The organism is Roseateles chitinivorans (assembly GCF_002761755.1).
In the GTDB taxonomy this organism is placed as follows: domain Bacteria; phylum Pseudomonadota; class Gammaproteobacteria; order Burkholderiales; family Burkholderiaceae_C; genus Roseateles; species Roseateles chitinivorans.
The window spans coordinates 34,890-54,652 of the sequence record NZ_PEOG01000009.1 but is presented as its reverse complement, the minus strand read 5'-3'; the positions used below and the strand labels follow the sequence as shown (position 1 = coordinate 54,652).

10 protein-coding genes are annotated in these 19,763 nt (G+C 70.6%); all 10 read right to left on the bottom strand.

The features are described from left to right. Positions 1-21: 21 nt before the first annotated feature. Positions 22-2,484: a glycoside hydrolase family 95 protein gene (locus CS062_RS03815; RefSeq protein ID WP_233217898.1), complete on the bottom strand. Its 2,463-nt coding sequence runs from the start codon at positions 2,482-2,484 to the stop codon at positions 22-24. After that, positions 2,481-4,745 (bottom strand): hypothetical protein, encoded by a 2,265-nt coding sequence (locus tag CS062_RS03810; RefSeq protein WP_099860130.1) that lies wholly within the window; start codon positions 4,743-4,745, stop codon positions 2,481-2,483. Before CS062_RS03810 ends, CS062_RS03815 begins: the two co-directional genes overlap by 4 nt. A gap of 19 nt (positions 4,746-4,764) precedes the next feature. Then, positions 4,765-6,453 (bottom strand): DUF5597 domain-containing protein, encoded by a 1,689-nt coding sequence (locus tag CS062_RS03805; protein ID WP_099860128.1) that lies wholly within the window; start codon positions 6,451-6,453, stop codon positions 4,765-4,767. A gap of 81 nt (positions 6,454-6,534) precedes the next feature. After that, a complete protein-coding gene (locus CS062_RS03800; protein ID WP_099860127.1) occupies positions 6,535-9,570 on the bottom strand; it encodes a TonB-dependent receptor in 3,036 nt (1,011 codons plus the stop codon). A 157-nt stretch (positions 9,571-9,727) separates the two neighbouring features. Then, entirely contained in the window at positions 9,728-11,044 is a 1,317-nt protein-coding gene (gene xylA / locus CS062_RS03795; RefSeq protein WP_099860125.1) for a xylose isomerase, read from the bottom strand. A 75-nt stretch (positions 11,045-11,119) separates the two neighbouring features. After that, the gene (gene xylB / locus CS062_RS03790) at positions 11,120-12,604 is read right to left on the bottom strand and encodes a xylulokinase (protein WP_099860123.1); all 1,485 of its coding nucleotides are present in this window, start codon (positions 12,602-12,604) and stop codon (positions 11,120-11,122) included. Beyond that, a complete protein-coding gene (locus CS062_RS03785; RefSeq protein ID WP_143742243.1) occupies positions 12,601-13,863 on the bottom strand; it encodes an ROK family transcriptional regulator in 1,263 nt (420 codons plus the stop codon). Before CS062_RS03785 ends, xylB begins: the two co-directional genes overlap by 4 nt. Before the next feature lie 142 nt (positions 13,864-14,005). Next, positions 14,006-15,805: a glycoside hydrolase family 9 protein gene (locus tag CS062_RS03780; RefSeq protein WP_233217897.1), complete on the bottom strand. Its 1,800-nt coding sequence runs from the start codon at positions 15,803-15,805 to the stop codon at positions 14,006-14,008. Then, entirely contained in the window at positions 15,805-18,075 is a 2,271-nt protein-coding gene (gene yicI / locus CS062_RS03775; protein WP_099860121.1) for an alpha-xylosidase, read from the bottom strand. Before yicI ends, CS062_RS03780 begins: the two co-directional genes overlap by 1 nt. A gap of 101 nt (positions 18,076-18,176) precedes the next feature. Beyond that, entirely contained in the window at positions 18,177-19,736 is a 1,560-nt protein-coding gene (locus CS062_RS03770) for a GH39 family glycosyl hydrolase (RefSeq protein ID WP_199174163.1), read from the bottom strand. Positions 19,737-19,763: the final 27 nt, after the last annotated feature.

Sequence of the window (19,763 nt, the reverse complement as noted above, 5' to 3'; positions counted from 1 at the left end):
GGTCGGATCGGTGCATCGGGTTCATCGGAGGGGCCGGAGATCGCCGTCGAGCCGGCGTGTCTCTCCCGGGCGCAGCACGAGCGTCGTGCGGCGTTCGCCGGCACGTAGCGTCACCCGGCGGTTCGCATCGAAGCCGCCAGCCACGGCGCGCAGCGCGACCGCGGTGAGCCGGCCCTTGGACCAGGCGAGATCGACCTCGATGCCGCCGCGCGCGCGCAGTCCGCTGACGCGGCCCTCCGGCCAGGCCGCGGGCAGCGCGGGCAGCAACTGGATCTCGCCGGCATGCGACTGCAGCAGCATCTCGATCACCGCGGCGGTGTAGCCGAAGTTGCCGTCGATCTGGAACGGCGGATGGGCATCGAGCAGGTTGGAATAGGTGCCGCCGGCGTTGTTGGACTCGCTGCCGGGGCCGGCCTGCTGCGCGGCGCGCGCGCCCGGCGTGGCGAGCAGGCCGCGCAGCATCCGGTAGGCATGGTCGCCGTCGCCCAGGCGCGCCCAGAACGCCATCTTCCAGGCCATGGACCAGCCGGTCCCCGCGTCGCCGCGGGCCTGCAGCGTGCGGCGCGCCGCGGCGGCCAGGGCTGGTGTGCGCGTGGTCGAGATCTGCCGCCCCGGGAAGAGCGCGAACAGGTGCGACACATGGCGATGGGTGTCGCCCGGCGTGTCGAGCACCGGATCGCGCTTCTCCTCCAGCCACTCGAGCAGCTGGCCCCAGCTGCCGACTTTCGGGCCGGCCAGGCGGTCGCGCAGCGCGGCGACGTGATCGCGCCAGGCACGCTCGGTGCCGAGCGCATCGGCGGCGGCCACCGCGTTGTTGAACAGGTCCCACAGGATCTGCTGGTCGTAGCTGACGCCGTCCTCGACCGGACCGTGCTCCGGCGACCAGCCCATCGGCGCGACCAGCCGGCCATCGGGCAGCGGCTTGAGCTGGTCTTCCCAGAAGGCGACGACTTCCTTCATCAGCGGCAGCGTGACCTCGCGCAGGAAGCGCCGGTCGCCGCCGAAGGCGTAGCGTTCCCAGAAGTGCTGCAGGTACCAGGCATTGCCCGTCTTGTTCCAGAGGTAGCCCATGCCGCCGAAGGGATTCGACTCGGTGCGCACGGTCCAGCCGCGCACCGGCCGGCCCTGCGCGGTCAGGAAGCGTTCCTCCGGCGGGCGCGCGTCGCCGGCGAAGGCGCCGATGGGCATCGGCTCGCTGGAGGCGGCACTCGCGGCGCCCTTGCCCTGCGCCGCGTCGCGGGCCAGGGCGAGCGCTGCCGCCTCGGCCACCGCGCGCCGGTACATCGGGATCTGGCTCTGCACGAAGCCCAGGAAGGGCGTGGCCATCTCCGACAGGTTGGCCGGCTCCGCCGGCCAGTAGTTCATCTGGACATTGATGTTGGTGTGGTAGTCCGAACTCCACGGCGGCGTCAGGCTGTCGTTCCACAGGCCCTGCAGGTTGGCCGGCAGCGAGTCGCGCGAGCTCGCGATCAGCAGGTAGCGGCCGTACTGCGCATGCAGCGCCTCGAGCTCGGGATCGCCGCCCTCGGCGGTGTAGCGCCGCAGGCGTTCGCCGGTGGGCAGCGCGCGGCGATCGTCGCCGCTGCGACCGAGGTCCAGCGCGAGCCGCGCGAAGAAGCGCCGGTGGTCGGCCACATGCTGCTCCCGCAGCGTCTCCCAGGGCTGGGCGGACGCAGCGGTGACCTGCGCGGCGACACGCGGCAGCGGATCAATGCCGCTGTCGAAGGCCTTGGCAGCGTCGGGCACATAGCTGGTGCCGGCACCGAGCACGATCGTCAAGGCATCGCAGCCCTGGAAGACCAGCCGGCCGCCCTCGACGCGGAGCAGCCCGCCCTGGGCGATGAGGCGCGCCTGCGCGGCGTAGCGCATGCCGTTGGGCAGGGCGCCGGTCGAGGTCAGGCGGGAGCCCTCCTCGGTGCCGGCGCCGTGCGCGAGGACGCGCGCGCCGTGTCGGTCGGTCAATGCGAGGCTGCCGCTGTACTGGCCGCCGCGGTCCGCGCTGAGACGCAGCACGATCGCCTGCGCCGGATGGCTGGCGAGGACTTCCCGGGTGAAGCGCGTGTCGCCATGGGTGTAGCTGACGCGGTGCAGCGCGTCGCCGATGTCCAGCTCGCGCCGGTAGCCGCTGGCCTCCGGGCTCTCCGCATCGTGACCCGGCAGCGTCAGCACCAGGTCGCCGAAGGGCTGGTAGGCGCCCATGGTGCGGCCGTCGCCGACCCACAGGGTGTTTTCGTTGAACTGGATCCGGTCGCGTGCCAGGCCGCCGAACAACATCGCGCCGAGGCGACCGTTGCCGACCGGCAGCGCCTGGCGCTCCCAGCCTTCCGGCGTGTCCGGCGCGGGCGCGCGCTCGAACAGGCGCAAGTCCGAGGCCATCGCCGCCGTCGAGGCGAGCACGCCCGCGAGCGCCACCGCCACGGTCGCGGCAGCGCTCAGCAGCCGCGCGCGCAGGCGGCGAGGGGCGATGGCGCCGCAAGCGTTCATGGGGTGGTCCTCGGCCTGCCGACCACGACGCCGCGCCCGTGCGGCGCAAGGAAGACGGTGCCGTGCTCCAGCGGATCCGCGGCCATCGACAGCAGTCGGCCGTAGCGATGCAGGTCGTCGCCGATGCGCACGAAGCTCCGGCCTTCGTCGTCGCTGCGGAACAGGCCCTCGACCGGCGAGGCACCACCCACCGACGCGCGGCCCCACACATAGATCGCGTGGTAGGCGGCGCTCGCGGCCGACTTGCCCAGCGCCATCATCCAGGCCTCGGCGACCGGCTTGGCCTGCTGCATCGGCTGGTCGGCGCCGGGCAGGTGGAAGAGGCCATTGGGCAGCGCGAACCACAGGTCACGCCCGCGGCCCGGCGCGCACAGCATCTGCGCGTACTGCCCGTCGTCGAGCTGGGGCAGGCCGTTGACGGCCGGCTGGAAGTGCTCGCCGCCATCGACGCTCATGAGCACGCGTCCCTGCGCGCGATCGAGCAGGTAGAAGACGCCTTCCACCGCGCGGTCCGCGATCGGCGCCAACAGCGGACTGCGTTCCGCCGGCCAGCCCTCGCAGAGCGACCAGCTGCGCCCCTTGTCCTTGGACCACATCCCCGGCTGGCGCTCCGGCGCCCACACCAGGAAGCCGCCCTTGGCGCTGACGGCCACCAGGCCGGTCGGCGTGCGATGGCCGCGCGCGTTCTTCGCCTCGCGCGGCGACGGACCGAAGGGCCGCCAGCTCACGCCGCCGTCGACCGAGACATAGCCGCCGGTCGGCGCGTGGTCCGAGGTGCGCGCCAGCACGCGCGGCTCGAGCTGGGCCGCGTCGACGGAACGGTTGGTCTCGTTACTCGGCGCGAACAGGCCGGCCGACGGGTTCTTGCCGAGGTCGTCCCAGGCCGCCCCGGACACGTCGCCCATCGCCGCCAGCAGCGTGGCGCCGCCGGACGGGCTCTTGATCTCCAGCGTCGCGGTCTCCTCGAGGTTCTCGACCTCGAAGCGCCACGCCACCGTACCGGCCGGCGAGCGCGTCGCCGCCGCCAGCGAGTCGGTCATCCACACGCCGTAGCCGGTGCCGTAGACCGCCCGGCTGCCGTCCTTGGGATCGAGCTTCACGTCGGCGATCCAGTGCCCCATCGGATCAGGGCGGCGCGTCGCGCCCTTGTAGTTGGCGAGCCAGGGGCGGGACTCGATGTCGTGCTTCGAGCGCGCGCCGATCGCGGTCCAGCTCTTGCCGCCGTCCTCGCTGAGGAAGAGGTCGTCGCCGTCGCGCCAGCGCTCGATCGTCGACACGATCAGGCGACCGGGACGCTGCCGATCGACGTCGAGCCCCGAGTAGCCGAAGCCCGCCGGTCCTTCGGCGGGCTTGACCGGCGTGATCTCGGTCCACAGGGCCTTGCCGCCGCGCAACTCGCGCTTCCAGACGCCACCGCGCAGCGCGTAGCTCGGATTGACCGCCTGGGGCGCGTCGCTGGCGGCGAAGCTGACGTAAAGCACGCCGTCCGGCCCGATGGCCGCGCGCTGCGGCGCCATGGCCGGCGTGCCCGGCTCGCGGGCGAAGCTGCGGCCACCGTCCTCGGAGACATACAGCCCGGGCTGGTCGTGGCTGCCCGCGTAGATCCGCGAGGCCGCCTTGCCGGCCGCGCCGCTCGCCGGATCGACCAGCACCAGCGACACATGCCGGGCCGGGAGGCCGAGCGGCTGGAAGCTGCGACCCCGGTCGGTGCTCTTGAGCAGGCCGTCCTGCGAGCTGCCGAGATAGAGCACCTCGCCGACCCAGGGATCGACCTGCAGGCGCTCGCCGCTGCCGCGGCCGGGAGAATTGCCGCCGATCTTCAGACCCAGTTCGTGTTTGGCCCAGGTGCGGCCGCGGTCGCTCGACGCCAGCAGCGCGCCGTCGCGCACGTCCTTGCTGAGGTAAAGGCCGCAGGCGAGGTAGACCCGGTCCGCATCGTTCGGATCCACGGCCACGCTCAGCACGCCCATCAGGTCGGCGTCGGCCTTGTCGAGGTGATCCAGCAGCGGCCACCAGCGACGCGCCTTTGGATCGAAGCGGTAGGCGCCGCCGATGTCGGTGCGGCAGTACAGCAGCCCGGCCTCGCGCGGATGGAAGACGAAGCCATCGACGAAGCCGCCGCCACCGAAGGGCACGCTGCGCCAGTCATAGGGCACGACGGAAGCGTCGGTCGCGGCCATGGCCGCGGGGAGCACGCCCGGCAAGGCGCTGCCGGCGGCAGCCAGGCCGGCGGTGCGGGCGATGAAATGACGGCGTTGCATGCGGGGCGCTCCGTGCGGATCAGTAGCGGCCGAGTTTGACGCGCAGCACCGTGGGCGTCGCCGGCAGGTTGAGGCCCCAGTCGACCTGGTCGCCGTTCCAGTTGCGCGTGGTGGTCCAGCGGCCGTCCGGGCCGAAGCGGCCTTCCTGCGCGTGGATCAGCATCGTGCCCAGCCCCTTGAAGGAGGCGTCGCCCTCGAAGCGCACACGGGCGCGCTGGCCGGTCACGATGAATTCGTCGTCGCCGATCTGCGCGATGGCGACACCACCGGAAGGCTTCGCGGCCGATGGCGGCGCGTCGTCCTTCAGGTGCGGCCAGCTGCGCTCGCCGAACTGCCATTCGCCGAAGCTGACCTTGGCGGTCCAGCCCTTCAGCGCGACGGTCTGGGGTTGCCGGTCGTCGCCTTCGGCCACGCCGCGGGTGCGTCCTTCCAGCGCCCACTGGGCCCACTGCGAGGCCATCGGCGCGAAGCTGCCGTAGACCGCGGCGATCGGCGCGGTCATGCGCCGGTCGGTGTGGGGCGAGCCGAGCGGGTAGTTGCTGTAGTCGGCATAGTCGACGCCGAAGGGCGCGACACCGAGGGCGCCGCGGCCCAGGATCGCGTAGTGGTAGCGGGCGTAGGTCTCGGCGTTGCCGATCTCCGGCACCCACAGCGCGTTGTCGCGCCGCTGGAACTGGCCGAGCACCGCCTCGACCTTGGCCGATTCGGGCATGTAGATGTCGGGGCCGACGATGTCGATCTTCGGCGCGGCGGCCTTGTAGATGCCGATCACGTCGTAGGTGGGGCCACCGCTGGCGAAGTCCGACTTCCACGGCGCCATCGGCGCGAGCGGGTCGCGCAGCGCGTTGTTGACGAACATCGGCAGGTCGTAGACCTGGCGGCCGGCCGCGGCGATCTCGCCGATGTAGCGCGCGATCGCCCAGCTGTGGAAGTACTGCTCGGCGTAGTCGCCATAGACGGCGGACCAGGAGCCCCTGGCCTTGCCGGCCGCGCCGCTGGCGGCGACGGGCTTCTGCAGTCGCAGCACCTCGGCGGGCACGTCGGCGGCGAAGGCGCGATTGGCGGCGGCGCCGTGGTCGCGCACCAGGCCGTAGGTGCCGACCTCGTTCTGCACCTGCACCATGATCACGGTGCGCTGCGCCTCGTCCACCTGCTTCAGATGGGTCATCAGCGCGACGAAGGCGCGCTTGTCCGCCGCCAGCGTCTCGGCGCCGAACGGGGACAGGCAGTAGTTGGGCTTGCCCTGCGCATCGAGCATGCGCGGGAAGCGGGTGTTGTTCAGCTTGACCCAGGCCGGCGCGTACTGCGGGCTGGTGTTCTTCCAGGTCGCGAACCACAGCAGCGCGACCCGCACGCCGCGCTCGCGCGCCTGGGTGAGCAGCGCGTCCACGAAGGAGAAATCGAAACGGCCTTCGACCGGCTCGACCTGCTCCCAGGCCACCGGCACGACGACGGTGTTGGCCTTGGCATCGGCCACCGCCGGCCACACCTGCTGGAGCGCCTCGACCGAGTTGCTCGAGTTGTGCACCTGCGCGCCCAGCACCAGGAAGGGCTTGCCGTCGACCAGCAGCGCATGACGGCCCTCGCCTTCGACCAGCCGCGGCAGCTCCGCCGCGGTGGCTGTGCCGGCGAGGGCGGCGGTCAGGACCGCGAGCGTCGCCAACACGGCGGCGCGGATGCGGTGGGCGGGGCGGGAGCGGGGCGTCATCCGGGACAGTCCTTTCCTTGACGTCCCCGGCCGGGCGCGCGGGCGCCGCAGCCGGGGCAGAGGGGACGAGGCGTCAGTGCCTCAGAAGCTCATCCGGGCGGTGAGCGTGTAGCGGCGACCGGTGTCGAACCAGGCGCGGCCCATCGTGCCGATGTGCTGCTGCATCAGCTGCTTGTAGGTCGCGTTGGTCAGGTTCTGCGCCTCGAGACCGAAGGTCACGTGGTCGTTGAACTTGTAGTACACGCCCGCATCCAGCTGACCGTAGGAGTCGGCCCACACCGGCAGGCCCCAGGCCACGTTGCGCTGGCCGTTGGTCGGGCTTTGCGGGTTGGTGTCGGTGCCGTCGCCGCCCTGGGTGCCATTGACGTTGACCGCCTGCAGGTACTTCGAGCGCCAGCTGTAGGCCAGGCGCGCGGAGATGTCGCCGCGGTCGTACAGCAGCGCCAGGTTGTAGGCGTTCTTCGACAGGTTCTGCAGCGGCAGGTTGCCGAAGGTGCGGCCGTCGGTGTCGCAACCGTTCAGGTTGAGGTTCAGGTTGGCCGCCGTGTTGCCGCCCGAGCAGTACGCGCTGTTCACCGGCTGGTACAGCGTGGTCTTGCTGTCCACGTAGGTGTAGTTGGCCTGGATGCCGAAGCCCGACAGCCAGCCCGGCAACTGGTCGAAGTAGGTCTGGAAGGCGAGCTCGAAGCCGGTCGCGCGGCCGCGGGCGCCGTTGATCGGACCGGTGACGGTGAAGTCCTGCAGCTGGCCCGACGCGTCGGGGATCTGCTTCAGGTAGGTCTGGTTGATGATGATGTCGCTCAGCCGCTTGTGGAACGCGGCGAAGGTCAGCGAGCCGGTGCGGCTGAAGTACCACTCGGCCGTCGCGTCTCCCTGCGTCGACTTGATCGGCTTGAGCATCGGGTTGCCCGAGGCCGTGCCGGTCTGCGTCACGTTGCTCACCACCGTCTGGCCGTTCGTCGTCGTCGAGGTGAAGTCCTGCGACATCGTCGTGTAGGCCTGCAGCTGGCTGAAGTCGGGGCGCGAGATGCCCTTGCCCAGCGCGAAGCGGAACTGCAGCTTCTCGCTGGCCTTCATCCGCAGGTTCAGGCTGGGCAGCGCATTGGTGTAGGTGTTGTTGAAGGTGCCCGCTTCCGAGAAGCTGGGGATCACCGGCACCGGCACGCCGGTCGCGCCGTCCGGCACCTGCTTGCTGGTGAACACGGTGTAGCCGCTGGCGCGCGACTGGGTGCGCACCAGGCGCAGGCCGATGTTGCCGTCCACCGGGAAGCGCCAGTCGTCCATCGCGAAGCGCAGCTGCGCGAAGGCGGCCTGGGTCTTCTCATGCTGGTCGTTGGTGCCCGACGGATCGGTGCCGAAGGAGGCCGGCGCCCACGGCGTGCAGGAGGAGGTGTCGCCGCCGTGCTGCTCGGCGCACAGGATGTCGTGGTACTTGTGCAGCGCGGCGTAGCTGTCCGGATAGCCCGAGGTGGTGCCCACCGTCGGGAAGATCAGCGACGGCACCGAGGCCTTGCCGCTGAAGAAGTTCTTGAAGTTGTGGACGTAGGTGTCGCCGCTGAAGCGCGGATCGTTCAGGAAGGCCAGGTGGTTGATGTCCCAGCCGATCTGCCACGGCTGCGAGATCGGCGACCAGTTGTAGCCCGGCACCGTGTTGGTGGTGGTCGCGTCGCGCTCGGTGAAGCGCACGCCGAAGCGCAGGTCCTGGAGGATGCCCTCGTTGAACTTGTACTTGGCGTCGCCCTTCCAGGCCTTCTCGGTGGCCTTGGACTTGTCCTTGTGCTCCATCGTGAAGGCCCAGTAGTAGTTGGCCGGATCGAGCAGCGCCGCGCGTTGCGCGTCGTTGAAGATCAGTTGCGGCCGACCGCTGCGCAGGTCGATGGTTTCCTCCGGCATCTGCACGCCGGTGGCGACGGTGGAGTCGAAGCTGTCGGTGGTCGCGCGGATGTACTGCAGGTCCGACGAGAAGGACCACTGCTCATTGGCGCGCCAGTTCAGCTTCCAGGCCAGGTCCTGGGTCTCGGAGTTGCGGTAGGCGCTGCGGGTGTCGGCGCCGAAGTTGATGCCGGAGCCGTCGTTGTTGGTCAGCGTGCCGTAGAGCAGCTGGCCGTTCTTGCCGAACTCGCCATTGGCGACCTGCAGCTTGTAGGGGTCGGACTGCGCAAAGATCGCGCGCTCGTCCCATTGCATCTTGTACTTGCTGCGGAAGTAGGTGAGGCTGGAGTCGACGTCGTCCTTCTTCCACTGCAGCGCGCCATAGAGGCCCTGGCGCTTGCGGTCGAATTCCAGCGTGCGCCACTGCGAGCCCTTGGGGATCCACAGCGTGGTGGCGGGGTCCTGGCCGGCCACCGCGTCGGTGCGCGGGTAGTAGGGCTCGACCTGGAAGGCGTCGGTGCGGGTGCCGCTGCGCGAGCTGGCGATGTTGATCAGCGCGCCGAACTCGCCCAGGTCGGTCTTCCAGCGGTTGCTCACCATGCCGGAGACGCTGGGCGAGGATTTCTCCTTCAGGTCCGAGTACGTGGTCTGCAGCGACAACGCTGTCTTGAGGCCGTCGAAATCGAACGGCATGGCGGTACGCAAGTTCACCAGGCCGCCGATCGAGCCTTCGATCTGCTCGGCGGAGGGGTTCTTGTAGACGTCGACCGCGGCCATCAGCTCGGGCGGGACGTCCTCGAAGTTGAGCGAGCGGCCGCCGTTGGCGGAGAACGAATCGCGGCCGTTCATCTCGGAGCGGACATAGGTCAGGCCGCGGATGCTGATGCCGGAGCCTTCGACCGAGAAGTGCTCCGGGTCGCCCTTGGCCATGGTGCGGTCCATGGTGACGCCGACGATGCGCTGCAGCACCTCGGTCACCGAGCGGTCGGGCAACTTGCCGATGTCGTCCGCGACGATGGAGTCGACGATCTCGTCGGAGTTCTGCTTGATCTTCTGGGCCGAACTCAGCGCGGCGCGCTTGCCCGAGACCACGACGGTCTCGATCTGGGCCTCGGGCTTGGGTTCAGGCTTGGGGGCGGGCGCGGGCGCCGTCTGGGCGAAGGCGATGCCGGCGGCCAGGCCACCGAGGAGGACGGCCGCCTGCGCGGCGGCGACGGATACGGCGGTCCGTTGGCGATTGCTCATGATGTCTCCAGTCGTTAGGTGCGGGTCCGCTCTGACGGCGTGACCTCGGGCGGGGAGGGAACTGCTCGGGCTCGGGAACGGGTAGGACGGTCGGGATCGGGTCGGGATCGGGATCCGCGGGGACCGCTGGACGATGCGGTCCGCCGCGGGCCGGCGCTCAGCCGGCGAAGCGGTTGACGAGGTTCTCCAGGTACTCCTGCCGGCCGGATCGCGGCGCGACATCGGTGTTGCGGGCCAGCACCCGATCGGCGAGCTGGTCCAGAGACACGCGGCCGTCGAGGATCTCGCGGGCCGCCGGCGTGTCCCAGCCGGCATAGCGCTGCGAGACATGGGCGGCCAGGCGGCCGTCGACGATCATCTGTTCGGCCACCAGCAGCGCGCGGGCGCAGACGTCCATGCCGCCGATGTGACCGTGGAAGAGGTCCTCGGCGTCGATCGACTGGCGGCGCACCTTGGCGTCGAAGTTGAAGCCGCCGCTGCCCAGGCCGCCGGCCTGCAGGATGTGATAGATCGCCAGCGCCAGTTCGGGCACGTTGTTGGGGAACTGGTCGGTGTCCCAGCCCAGTTGCGGGTCGCCGCGGTTCATGTCGATGCTGCCGAGGATGCCCAGCGCGGCCGCGGTGGCGATCTCGTGCTCGAAGCTGTGGCCCGACAGCGTCGCGTGGTTGGCCTCGATGTTGACCTTGACCTCCTTCTCCAGGCCGTAGCGGGTCAGGAAGCCGTAGACGGTGGCGCTGTCGAAGTCGTACTGGTGCTTGGACGGCTCGCGCGGCTTGGGCTCGAGCAGGATGGTGCCCTTGAAGCCCTTGCGGTGCTTGTACTCGACGACCATGTTGAGGAAGCGGCCCATCTGGTCGAGTTCGCGGCCCATGTCGGTGTTGAGCAGGGTCTCGTAGCCTTCGCGGCCGCCCCACAGCACGTAGTTCTCTCCACCCAGGCGCATCGTCGCGTCCATCGCGTCGCGCACCTGCAGCGCGGCCAGGCCGAAGAGCTCCGGATCCGGATTGGTGGCGGCGCCGGCCATGAAGCGGCGATGGCTGAACAGGTTGGCGGTGCCCCACAGCAGCTTCATGCCGGTGCGCTGCTGGTGCTCGCCCAGCACGTCGACCAGGCGCAGCAGGTTCTCGTGGCTCTCCTTGGGCGTGGCGCCCTCGGGCGCGACATCGCGGTCGTGGAAGCAGTAGTAGGGCGCGCCGAGCTTCTCGAAGAACTCGAAGGCGGTGTCGGCCTTCTGGCGGGCCAGCTCCATCGGCGAGCCGCCCTGGAACCAGGGGCGCTCGAAGGTGCCGCCGCCGAACGGATCCAGGCCGTTCCAGCAGAAGCTGTGCCAGTAGCAGACCGCGAAGCGCAGGTGCTCGGCCATGGTCTTGCCCAGGACGACGCGGTCCTTGTCGTAGTGGCGGAAGGCCAGCGCCTCGTCGGTGGCGGGGCCTTGGTAGCGGATCGGCGCGATGTGCGAGAAGTAGCTGGTCATGACGGACTGCGTTGCGAGGTGTGGCGAGACCGCGGCCTGGCCGTCAGGGCCGGGCATGCGGGTGGGGTCGGAGGTTCAGGGCCGGATCGACGGCAGCGCGCGCAGGGGCGCATACAGCGAGCGGAAGACGGCGAGCCGTCGGGCGAGCAGGTCCTGCCGCTGGGGCGAGGGCGTGCAGCGGTCGGTGATCGGGGGCGGGGGGCAGGATTCGTCGACGCCGGCGCCGGTGGCCATGCGGCCCAGGCGCGCGGCGCCGAGGGCGCCGCCGGCATCGGCGTCGGCATGGCGGACGATCTCGACGCCGAGCGCGTCGGCCATCAGCTGGGCCCAGAAGCGGCTGCGCGCCCCGCCGCCGACGATCGAGAGCCGCGTCACGTCGGTCCCCGCCGCACGCAGCGCCGCCAGGCCGTCGGCCATGCCGAAGGCCACGCCCTCGAGCACCGCGTAGCCGGCATGCGCGCGTCGCGTCTCATGCGTCAGGCCGTGGAAGGCGCCGGTCGCGAACGGGTCGTTGTGGGGCGTGCGCTCGCCCGCCAGGTAGGGCAGGAAGACCGGTGCGGCGGCGAGCTCGTCGGCGCCGAGCGCCTCGATCTCCTCGAGCAGCGCCGCTTCGGTCGTGCCGCTGAGCTGGCAGAACCAGCGCAGCGCGCTGGCGGCCGTCAGCATCACGCTCATCTGGTGCCAGCGCTGCGGCAGCGCATGGCAGAAGGCGTGCACCGCGGAGGCGGGATTCGGACGGAAGCGGTCGTTGACGACGAACAGCACGCCCGAGGTGCCCATCGACACGAAGCCGCTGCCCGGCGCGGTGGCGCCGATGCCGATCGCGCTGGCCGCGTTGTCGCCGGCGCCGCCCGCCACGACCACGTCGCGGCCGACGCCCCAGGCATCGGCCAGCTCGGCGCGCAGCACGCCGGAGGGCGCGTTGCTCTCGACCAGCCGCGGCATGTGCGCGCGCGTCAGGCCGGTGGCCGCGAGCAGTTCATCCGACCAGTCGCGTCGCGCCACGTCCAGCCACAGCGTGCCGGCGGCGTCGGACGGATCGCTGACCTTGTCGCCGGTGAGCAGCAGCCGCAGGTAGTCCTTGGGCAGCAGCACGCTGCGGACACGGTCGAAGAGCTCCGGCTCGTGCTTGCGCACCCACAGCAGCTTGGGCGCGGTGAAGCCGGGCATCGCGAGGTTGCCGGCGATCGCATGCAGGCGCGGTGCGGCGGCGGTGAGTTCGTCGCATTCGGCGTGGCTGCGGCCGTCGTTCCAGAGGATGGCCGGGCGCAGCACGCGGTCCTGGCCGTCGAGCAGCACGGCACCGTGCATCTGGCCCGACAGGCCGATGCCACGCAGCCGTGCGAAGGCGTCCGGCGCGGTGCCGCGCAGTTGCTCGACTGCGCGGGTGGTGGCGGTGGACCAGTCGGCCGGATCCTGCTCCGACCACAGCGGCGCGGGCCGCGACACGGTCAGCGGCGCGGCCGCGCGACCCACCACGGCGCCGCTGCCGTCGATCAGCAGCAGCTTGACCTCGGAGGTGCCGAGGTCGATGCCGAGGAAGGTGTCGTCGCGGCTCACAGCGCGGCTTCCTGGTCCTGGCCTTCGCCGTCGGCGGACGCTGCGGCGTTGGCGCGCGCGGCGCCGGTCATCGGCAGCTGCGGGCGGGTAACGCGATGACGGGCCAGGGCCGCAGCGCCGGCGGCCACCGCGTCGGCGCCGAAGCGCGAGGTGCGGACCGGCGTCGGCGACAGGCCGGCGGCGGAGGCGTAATCGTTGAGCGTGGTCAGCGCCGGATCGAGGAAGGCATCGCCCAGCTCGACCACGCTGCCGCCGAGCACGATGCAGGCCGGGTCGTAGGCGGTCGCCAGGTTCTGGAGCAGCACGCCCAGGTAGCGCCCGGCCGACTCGACCGCCTTGGCGGTCTTGCGGTCGCCCTCGACCAGGCGGCCGCGGATGTCGGGCAGCGAGTGGGGGCCGAGTTCGGCAGCTTCGTCGGGACGCAGCATCGCGCGCATGCCGATCAGCGCCTCGGCGCAGCCGCGCCGGCCGCAGGAACAGAGCGGGCCGTCGATCTGCAGGATCATGTGGCCGATCTCGCCGGCAAAGCCGCGCGCGCCGGTCAGGAGCCGGTCGCCGACGATCACGCCGGCGCCCACGCCCTGGTTGATCGACAGGTACAGCAGCGGATCGGCGGGCGAGCCGGCATTGAATTCCATCTCGCCGAGCGCGGCGACGTCGGCTTCGTTCTGCAGGTAGAGCGGGATGCCGGCCAGCGGGCCGCCATCGAGCTTCTCGCCCAGCAACTGGCCGACCGCCACGTCGTGCCAGCCGAGGTTGGGCGCGAAATTCAGCACGCCGCGCGCCTCGTCGACGCCGCCGGGCAGGCCGACGCCGATGCCGATGATGCGCTGCGACGGATCGAGTTGAGCGCGCACCTTCAGCAGCACCGTCGCCAGCACGCCGAGGCAGGCCTTGGCGCTGCGGCTCGCGCCGTAGGCGGACACCGCGCGGGCGCGCACCTCGCCGGTCAGCGTGGTGGCGACGACGCGCACGCCGTCGATGCCGACCTCCGCGCCGAGCATCAGCAGCCGATCCGGGCTGATGAACAGCGGGGTGGGGCGGCGACCGAGATCACCGGTGGCGACGACGCTGCTCTCCATCAGCCAGCCCTCGGCGATCAACTCGCGCACCAGGCTGGTGATGGTGGACTTGGTCAGGCCGACCTCGGTGGCGAGGTCGGCGCGGGACAGGCCGGGATGCACGCACAGGTGGCGGACCAGGGCCATCCGGTTGATGGACTTCAACAGCTGTTGGCCACCGCTGGCGTCGGGTTGCATGCGCGTCGTCTCCTTGTCTGTCTTGTAGAGGTCCACGCGCGTGGCGTGTCCATGACACTGATATTAGTTGGGGCGCCGAACGAATAAAGAGCAGGAAAACACCTAGGGCCTGCCGACATCGATGCGGCGGTGCCGCATCGCCTCAGCGTGGTGGCGCCCCCAGGGCCGCCGCCACGTAGACCAGCGGCGCGTTCCAGTTGATCGCCACCTCGTTGCTGGCGTAGCTGCAGAAATGGTCGAGGTAGGACAGCGCGGGCAGCGACGAGGGATACGGCACCGGGCAGCCCTTGAGGTCCTGCTGGCCGGCATTGGCGCCGCCGACGACGAAGCCGGGCACCGGCGCGACCACGCCGTCGGCCTCCGAGGGCCGGTGGTGCGGATGCATCGGCGAGCGGGTGCCGAAGCCGGTCACCATCGACATGCCGAGCGGATTGCGGCCCATCACATAGTCGAGCAAGCCTTGCGCCGTCTGGCGGTAGGTGCCCGGCTGGCCGCCGGGCCGGGGCGCGTCGAGCCGGTCCGCCTGCAGCAGCACCATGGCCTGGTTCAGCACATTCGAGTTGCTGCCCCAGTTGAAGTCCTTCTCGTCGAGCGCCACGCCCCAGGCCGAGGTCTTGCCTTTCGCGACCAGCGCGTCGGCCAGGTCGCGGATGCGGCGCTCGATCAGCGCGCGGTCCGCGGCGGCGCCCAGCCGGTCGCGGTGCGCCGCGAGCGACATCCATGCCAGCCCACGCACGTCGCCCCAGGAGGGCACCGTCATCGTGGTCTTGGTGGGCTTCATCGCGGCGTAGAAGGCGTCCTCGCCGGTGGTGATGTAGAGCTCGGCGGCGGCCCAGGCGAACTCGTCGTCCAGCGTCGGATCGCCGTAGTCGCCGGTGTGGATGTCCGGCGGCTGGCGGTAGATCACATCGGGATGCGCCTGGGCCCAGTCCCAGGCCGAGCGCGCGGCGGCGAGCATGCGCGCGGACAGGCCCGGGCGCTCCTTCTCGAAGTCCTTGAACACGCGGCTGCCGACGGCCATCACCGCGGCGAAGTCCAGCGTTGCGGCGGTGGTCTTCTGCACCACGACGCGATCGCCCGACTTCGTGGCCACATCCGGCATCACGACGCCGTCGAAGCTCGGGTTGGTCAGCTTGTGATAGACGCCGCCATCGTCCGGATCCTGCATGGTCAACATCCAGTCGAGGTTCCAGAGCGCCTCGTTGAGCACGTCCGGCAGGCCGTTGCCGCTTTCCGGCAGGCCTACCTTCAGCGCCCGCATCCGATCGGGCATCTGCTCGTAGGCGGCCAGCAGCGTGTAGACGGTGATGCCGGAGTTGACGATGTACTTGTTGTAGTCGCCGGCGTCGTACCAGCCCTTGGGACTGCTGATGATGTCCCCCGCCTTGCGCTTCGGTCCCGCGGCCGAGGCGTGGATCAGGACCCGGGTGTCAGGATGGCCGGCGGGGCGGGCGAAGGGGCCGGCGAGGTCCGGGGTCAGCGCGATGCCGGCCCGGTTGAAATAGAAGGCGCGGATCGCGCCGGCGGCCAGGGCATCGTAGGCGCCGGGGCCGATGGTGAACGGATCCGAGTCGGGCAGGCCCGCGACCCGCAGCCGGTAGCTGCCGGGCCGGGTCACCGGGCTGAAGTCGGCGACCCGGACCTTGCTGCGCGACGGCGCCCACAGCGCGGCGGCACCGAGGGTGCCGGTCCATGCGGCCTGGCCGCTGTCGGCGTCGATCAGCTGGAACCGCGTGGCCGCGCCGGCGGGGACCGTGGCCCGCTTGGTCGCGGCCGGCAGGTAGCCGACCTGGTTCACCTGGATGCGCGGCGCGGCGGCCGCGGCCTTCGAGTCCGCCCGGGCGGGCGTTGTCGTGGCGGCGCCCGCCTGCGCATAGGCGGCGGTGGCGCCCAGGCCGACGATCGCCAGGCCCGTCAGCATGGCCAGGGTCCGGGTGCGCATCACTTCGCCTTCCAGTCCAGCGATTGGCCGGTCTGGACCGGGCTGCGCTCGCCGTCGACCTCGATCGCCCAGTCGTGCAGCGCGCCCTCGACGACACGGACGCGGTAGCTGTCGCCGTCGCGGGTCACCGTGCCACGGGCCGCGATCGTGCCGTCCACCGCGGCGACGACGAAGGGCGCGGTCGCGCCGCTGTCCAGCGCGAAGACCCGCAGCATCACGCCGCGCGCGTAGTCGTAGTCGGGGCGCTCGGTCTCCTGGCCCCAGGGCAGCACCGTGTTGGGCGCGACGTAGAGCGGCAGGCTCATGAAGTCGTGCGTCTCGCGGCGCCAGCGGCCGCCTTCGACGACCTCGCCGCTGAGCAGATGGGTCCAGCGACCGGCCGGCAGATAGACGTCGACCTCGCCGCTGTCGGTGAACACCGGCGCCACCAGCAGCGCGTCGCCCAGGTGGAACTGGCGGTCCAGCGTGGCACAAGCCGGATCGTCCGGGAACTCGAGCACCGGCGCGCGCATCGTCGGCACGCCGGTCTCGGTGGCGGCGATCGCGGTCGCGTAGAGATACGGCATCAGCTGGTGCTTCAGCCGGGTGAAGCGCTGCAGCACCACGCAGCTTTCCTCGTCGACCAGCCAGGGCACGCGATAGAAGCTGCTGCCGTGCAAGCGGCTGTGCGAGGACAGCAGGCCGAACTGGATCCAGCGCTTGTAGACGGCTGGCGGCGGGTTGCCCTCGAAGCCGCCGATGTCATGGCTCCAGAACGCGAAGCCGCAGGACGTCAACGACAGGCCGCCGCGCAGGCTCTCGGCCATCGATTCGAAGTTGGACCAGCAGTCGCCACCCCAGTGCACCGGGAAGCGCTGGCCCGAGGCATAGGTCGAGCGCGCGAAGACGACCGCGTCGCTGCCCTGGACCTCCTGCAGCAGCTCGAAGACCGCCTGGTTGTACTGCAACGCATAGAGGTTGTGCATCTCGACCGGATCGGAGCCGTCGAAGTACACGACGTCCTTGTCGGGGATGCGTTCGCCGAAGTCGGTCTTGAAGCAGTCCACGCCCATCGCCAGCAGCCGGCGCAGGTGGCCCTGGTACCAGGCCTTGGCGGCGGGGTTGGTGAAGTCGACGATGGCCATGCCGGGTTGCCAGAGGTCGGTCTGCCAGGTCAGGCCGTTGCTGCGCTTGATGAAGTAGCCCTCGCGCACGCCCTCGGCGAAGAGCGGCGAACGCTGCGCGACGTAGGGGTTGATCCAGAGGCTGATCTTCAGGCCCTTGCCGCGCAGGCGCGCCAGCATGCCCTCGGGATCGGGGAAGCCGCGGCGGTCCCATTCGAAGTCGCACCACTGGAACTCGCGCATCCAGAAGCAGTCGAAGTGGAAGACGCTCAGCGGCAGCTCGCGGCGCGCCATCTCGTCGATGAAGTGGGTGGCGGTGGCCTCGTCGTACTGGGTGGTGAACGAGGTCGTCATCCACAGGCCGAAGGTCCAGGCGGGCGGCAGCGGCGCGCGGCCGGTCAGTTCGGTCAGGCGCGCGACGGCGGCCTTGGGCGTCGGGCCGGCGACGACGCAGTAGTCCAGCGTCTCGCCCTCGCGGCTGAACTGCACGCGGGAGGTCTTCTCCGAGGCCACTTCGAAGGACACGGGGCCGGCCTCGTTGACCAGCACGCCGTAGCCGCGGCTGCTCAGGTAGAAGGGCACGCTCTTGTAGGCCTGCTCGCAGGCGGTGCCGCCGTCCTTGTTGGTGTTCTCGACGGTCTGGCCGTTCTTGATCCAGGGCGTGAAGCGTTCGCCCAGGCCATAGACGTATTCGCCGACGGCCAGGGTCAGCTGCTCATGGACGTAGTTGGCCTTGCCGGCCCATTGCAGGTAGCCGAGCGAGCGCCAATCGCTGCGCGTCAGCACCTTGTCGCCCTCGCGGAAGGTCAGGCTGTAGCCCTCGCCCTTCTTCACGTCGACCGACAGCGGACCGGAGCTGACGGTCACCAGCTTGTCGGTCTCGCTGACCTGCAGGCGCTGGGCCTGGGCGCCGACCATGGGCACGTGCAGCCGCGGCGGCTGCGAGGCGCTGAAGTGCTCCACGCTGACGCGGATCACGCCGGGCAGCGGCGAGCGCAGCGTCACGGTCAGCGTCGGTCCCTGGAGGGTGTCGCCGCGGTGCTTGATGGGGCGGGTGGTGAGCAGCAGCACGACGCGGTCGTCGTGGACATCCACGGCATAGGTCTCGGTCGCGTAATGGGCCGAGACGCCAGGTTGCAGCAGCCATTGCCCGTCGGTGAACTTCATGGGGATCCTTCTTGTCGTCCTGTCGGTGACTCGTCATGGCGGCCGCGGGCCGCCATCGTGTCCTGGTTCGAGCGGCGCCGCAGCGGCGTCGCTCCCTGGTTTCATCGCGCGGCCGGTTCCAGCGTCATCAGCACCACGTCGTGCGATCGCATCGGCACCGTCTCGCGATGGCGGCCGTCGCGGCCGACGCGCACGGTCCGCTCGCGCTCCGGCTTGTCGGTCGTCAGCGCCTGCAGTTTCGCCAACTGGTCGGCGGACAGGTTGACCGGCTTGCCGAGCTTCAGCCAGGCGGTGTACGCGTCGTTGGCCTCGAAGCCGGTGCGGTACTGGCGCAGCGTGTAGACGCCCGGCGTCAGGCCCTGCCAGCGGACCGTCGCCGGCGCGAGCTTCGTGGCCGGGCGCACCTCGCCGAAGTAGGGGCGGTTGCTGGTCGGCTGGTCCGGCAGCCGCCAGTCCCAGACCAGCGTGCCGACCTTGCCGCCGTCGACCGCCGCGAGGGCGCTGGTGTCCTTCAACGGCAGCTCGCGGCCGGTCAGCTGCTTCAGGTACTTGTAGGCGAAGAACGAGGGCTTGCGCACGCCTTCGCGCGTCAGCAGGCCGAAGCCGCCATGGAACGGCGCCGGCGGCGGGCCCGCCTCCTCGAACAGGTCGCTGTAGGTCCAGTAGCTCATCGCCTGCGCATAGCCGCGGGTCAGGCGCAGCTTCTCCAGGATGTAGGGCGCGCTGAGGTAGGCGTCGTGGACAGGGTCGCGGGGGTTGTAGCTGGCGCTCCACTCGGTGATGTAGAGCGGCAGGCCGGGGAAGGGCGAAGCCTCGATCTCGCCGCGCACCCGCTTGACGTCGCCGATGATCGTGTCCGGCGAGCGCGACAGCTTGTTGTCGTCCTGGCCGAACTCATCGAGGAAGCCGCCATCGACACCGTAGGTGTGGGTGGTGACGAAGTCGACCGGGACGTTCTTTTCCTTGCAGAAGGCCAGGAAGGGCACGACCCAGGCGGCGCCGGCGGTCGACGGGCCGCCGACCTTCAGTTGGGGATCGACGGCCTTCAGCGCCCGGGCGCTGCGGGCGTAGAGCTCGAAGTAGGCGGCCTGGTCGGCGCGTTCCCAGAAGCCGGCGAGGTTGGGTTCGTTCCAGACCTCGAAGGGCCACTGGCGCACTTCCTCGGCGCCGTAACGGGCGATCAGGTGGCGGGCGAAGGCGTCGACCAGCGCGGTCCACGGCTCGGCCTGCGGATGCGAGGTGTTGCCCTTCCAGTAGAAGATCGTCAGCGGCGAGGTGGCCATCGCCTCCGGCGTGAAGCCGAGTTCGACGAAGGGCTTGATGCCCTTGGCCAGCAGCGCGTCGTAGAGCGTGTCGATGCGGCTGAAGTCGAAGCGCAGGCCGCCGTCGGCGTCCTTGGTCACGGTCTTCAGCGCGTCGTGGAAGATCGCGTGGAAGCGGATGGTGCGGAAGCCGAGCTCGTCGACGGCGGTCTTCAGCTGGGCCTGGCTGTCGTCGCGGATGAGGGTGCCGGGGAAGTCGGCGCCGACGGCGTAGTCGAAGCTGCGGTCCACCGGCCCGGCGGCCTGGCGCAGGTCGACGTCGATCGTGCGGCCGGGCTGGGCGGCCGGTCCGGCGCTCCAGGCGGCCATCGGGGCCAGGGCGAGCGTCAGCGCAGCCATCTTGCGTCTCGAGAGAGTGAGCGACAT

Coding starts and splice junctions, on each gene's coding strand:
- CS062_RS03815 (WP_233217898.1), bottom strand. CDS start 2,484: ATGAACGCTTGCGGCGCCATCGCCCCTCGCCGCCTGCGCGCGCGGCTG.
- CS062_RS03810 (WP_099860130.1), bottom strand. CDS start 4,745: ATGCAACGCCGTCATTTCATCGCCCGCACCGCCGGCCTGGCTGCCGCC.
- CS062_RS03805 (WP_099860128.1), bottom strand. CDS start 6,453: ATGACGCCCCGCTCCCGCCCCGCCCACCGCATCCGCGCCGCCGTGTTG.
- CS062_RS03800 (WP_099860127.1), bottom strand. CDS start 9,570: ATGAGCAATCGCCAACGGACCGCCGTATCCGTCGCCGCCGCGCAGGCG.
- xylA (WP_099860125.1), bottom strand. CDS start 11,044: ATGACCAGCTACTTCTCGCACATCGCGCCGATCCGCTACCAAGGCCCC.
- CS062_RS03785 (WP_143742243.1), bottom strand. CDS start 13,863: ATGCAACCCGACGCCAGCGGTGGCCAACAGCTGTTGAAGTCCATCAAC.
- CS062_RS03780 (WP_233217897.1), bottom strand. CDS start 15,805: ATGCGCACCCGGACCCTGGCCATGCTGACGGGCCTGGCGATCGTCGGC.
- yicI (WP_099860121.1), bottom strand. CDS start 18,075: ATGAAGTTCACCGACGGGCAATGGCTGCTGCAACCTGGCGTCTCGGCC.
- CS062_RS03770 (WP_199174163.1), bottom strand. CDS start 19,736: ATGGCTGCGCTGACGCTCGCCCTGGCCCCGATGGCCGCCTGGAGCGCC.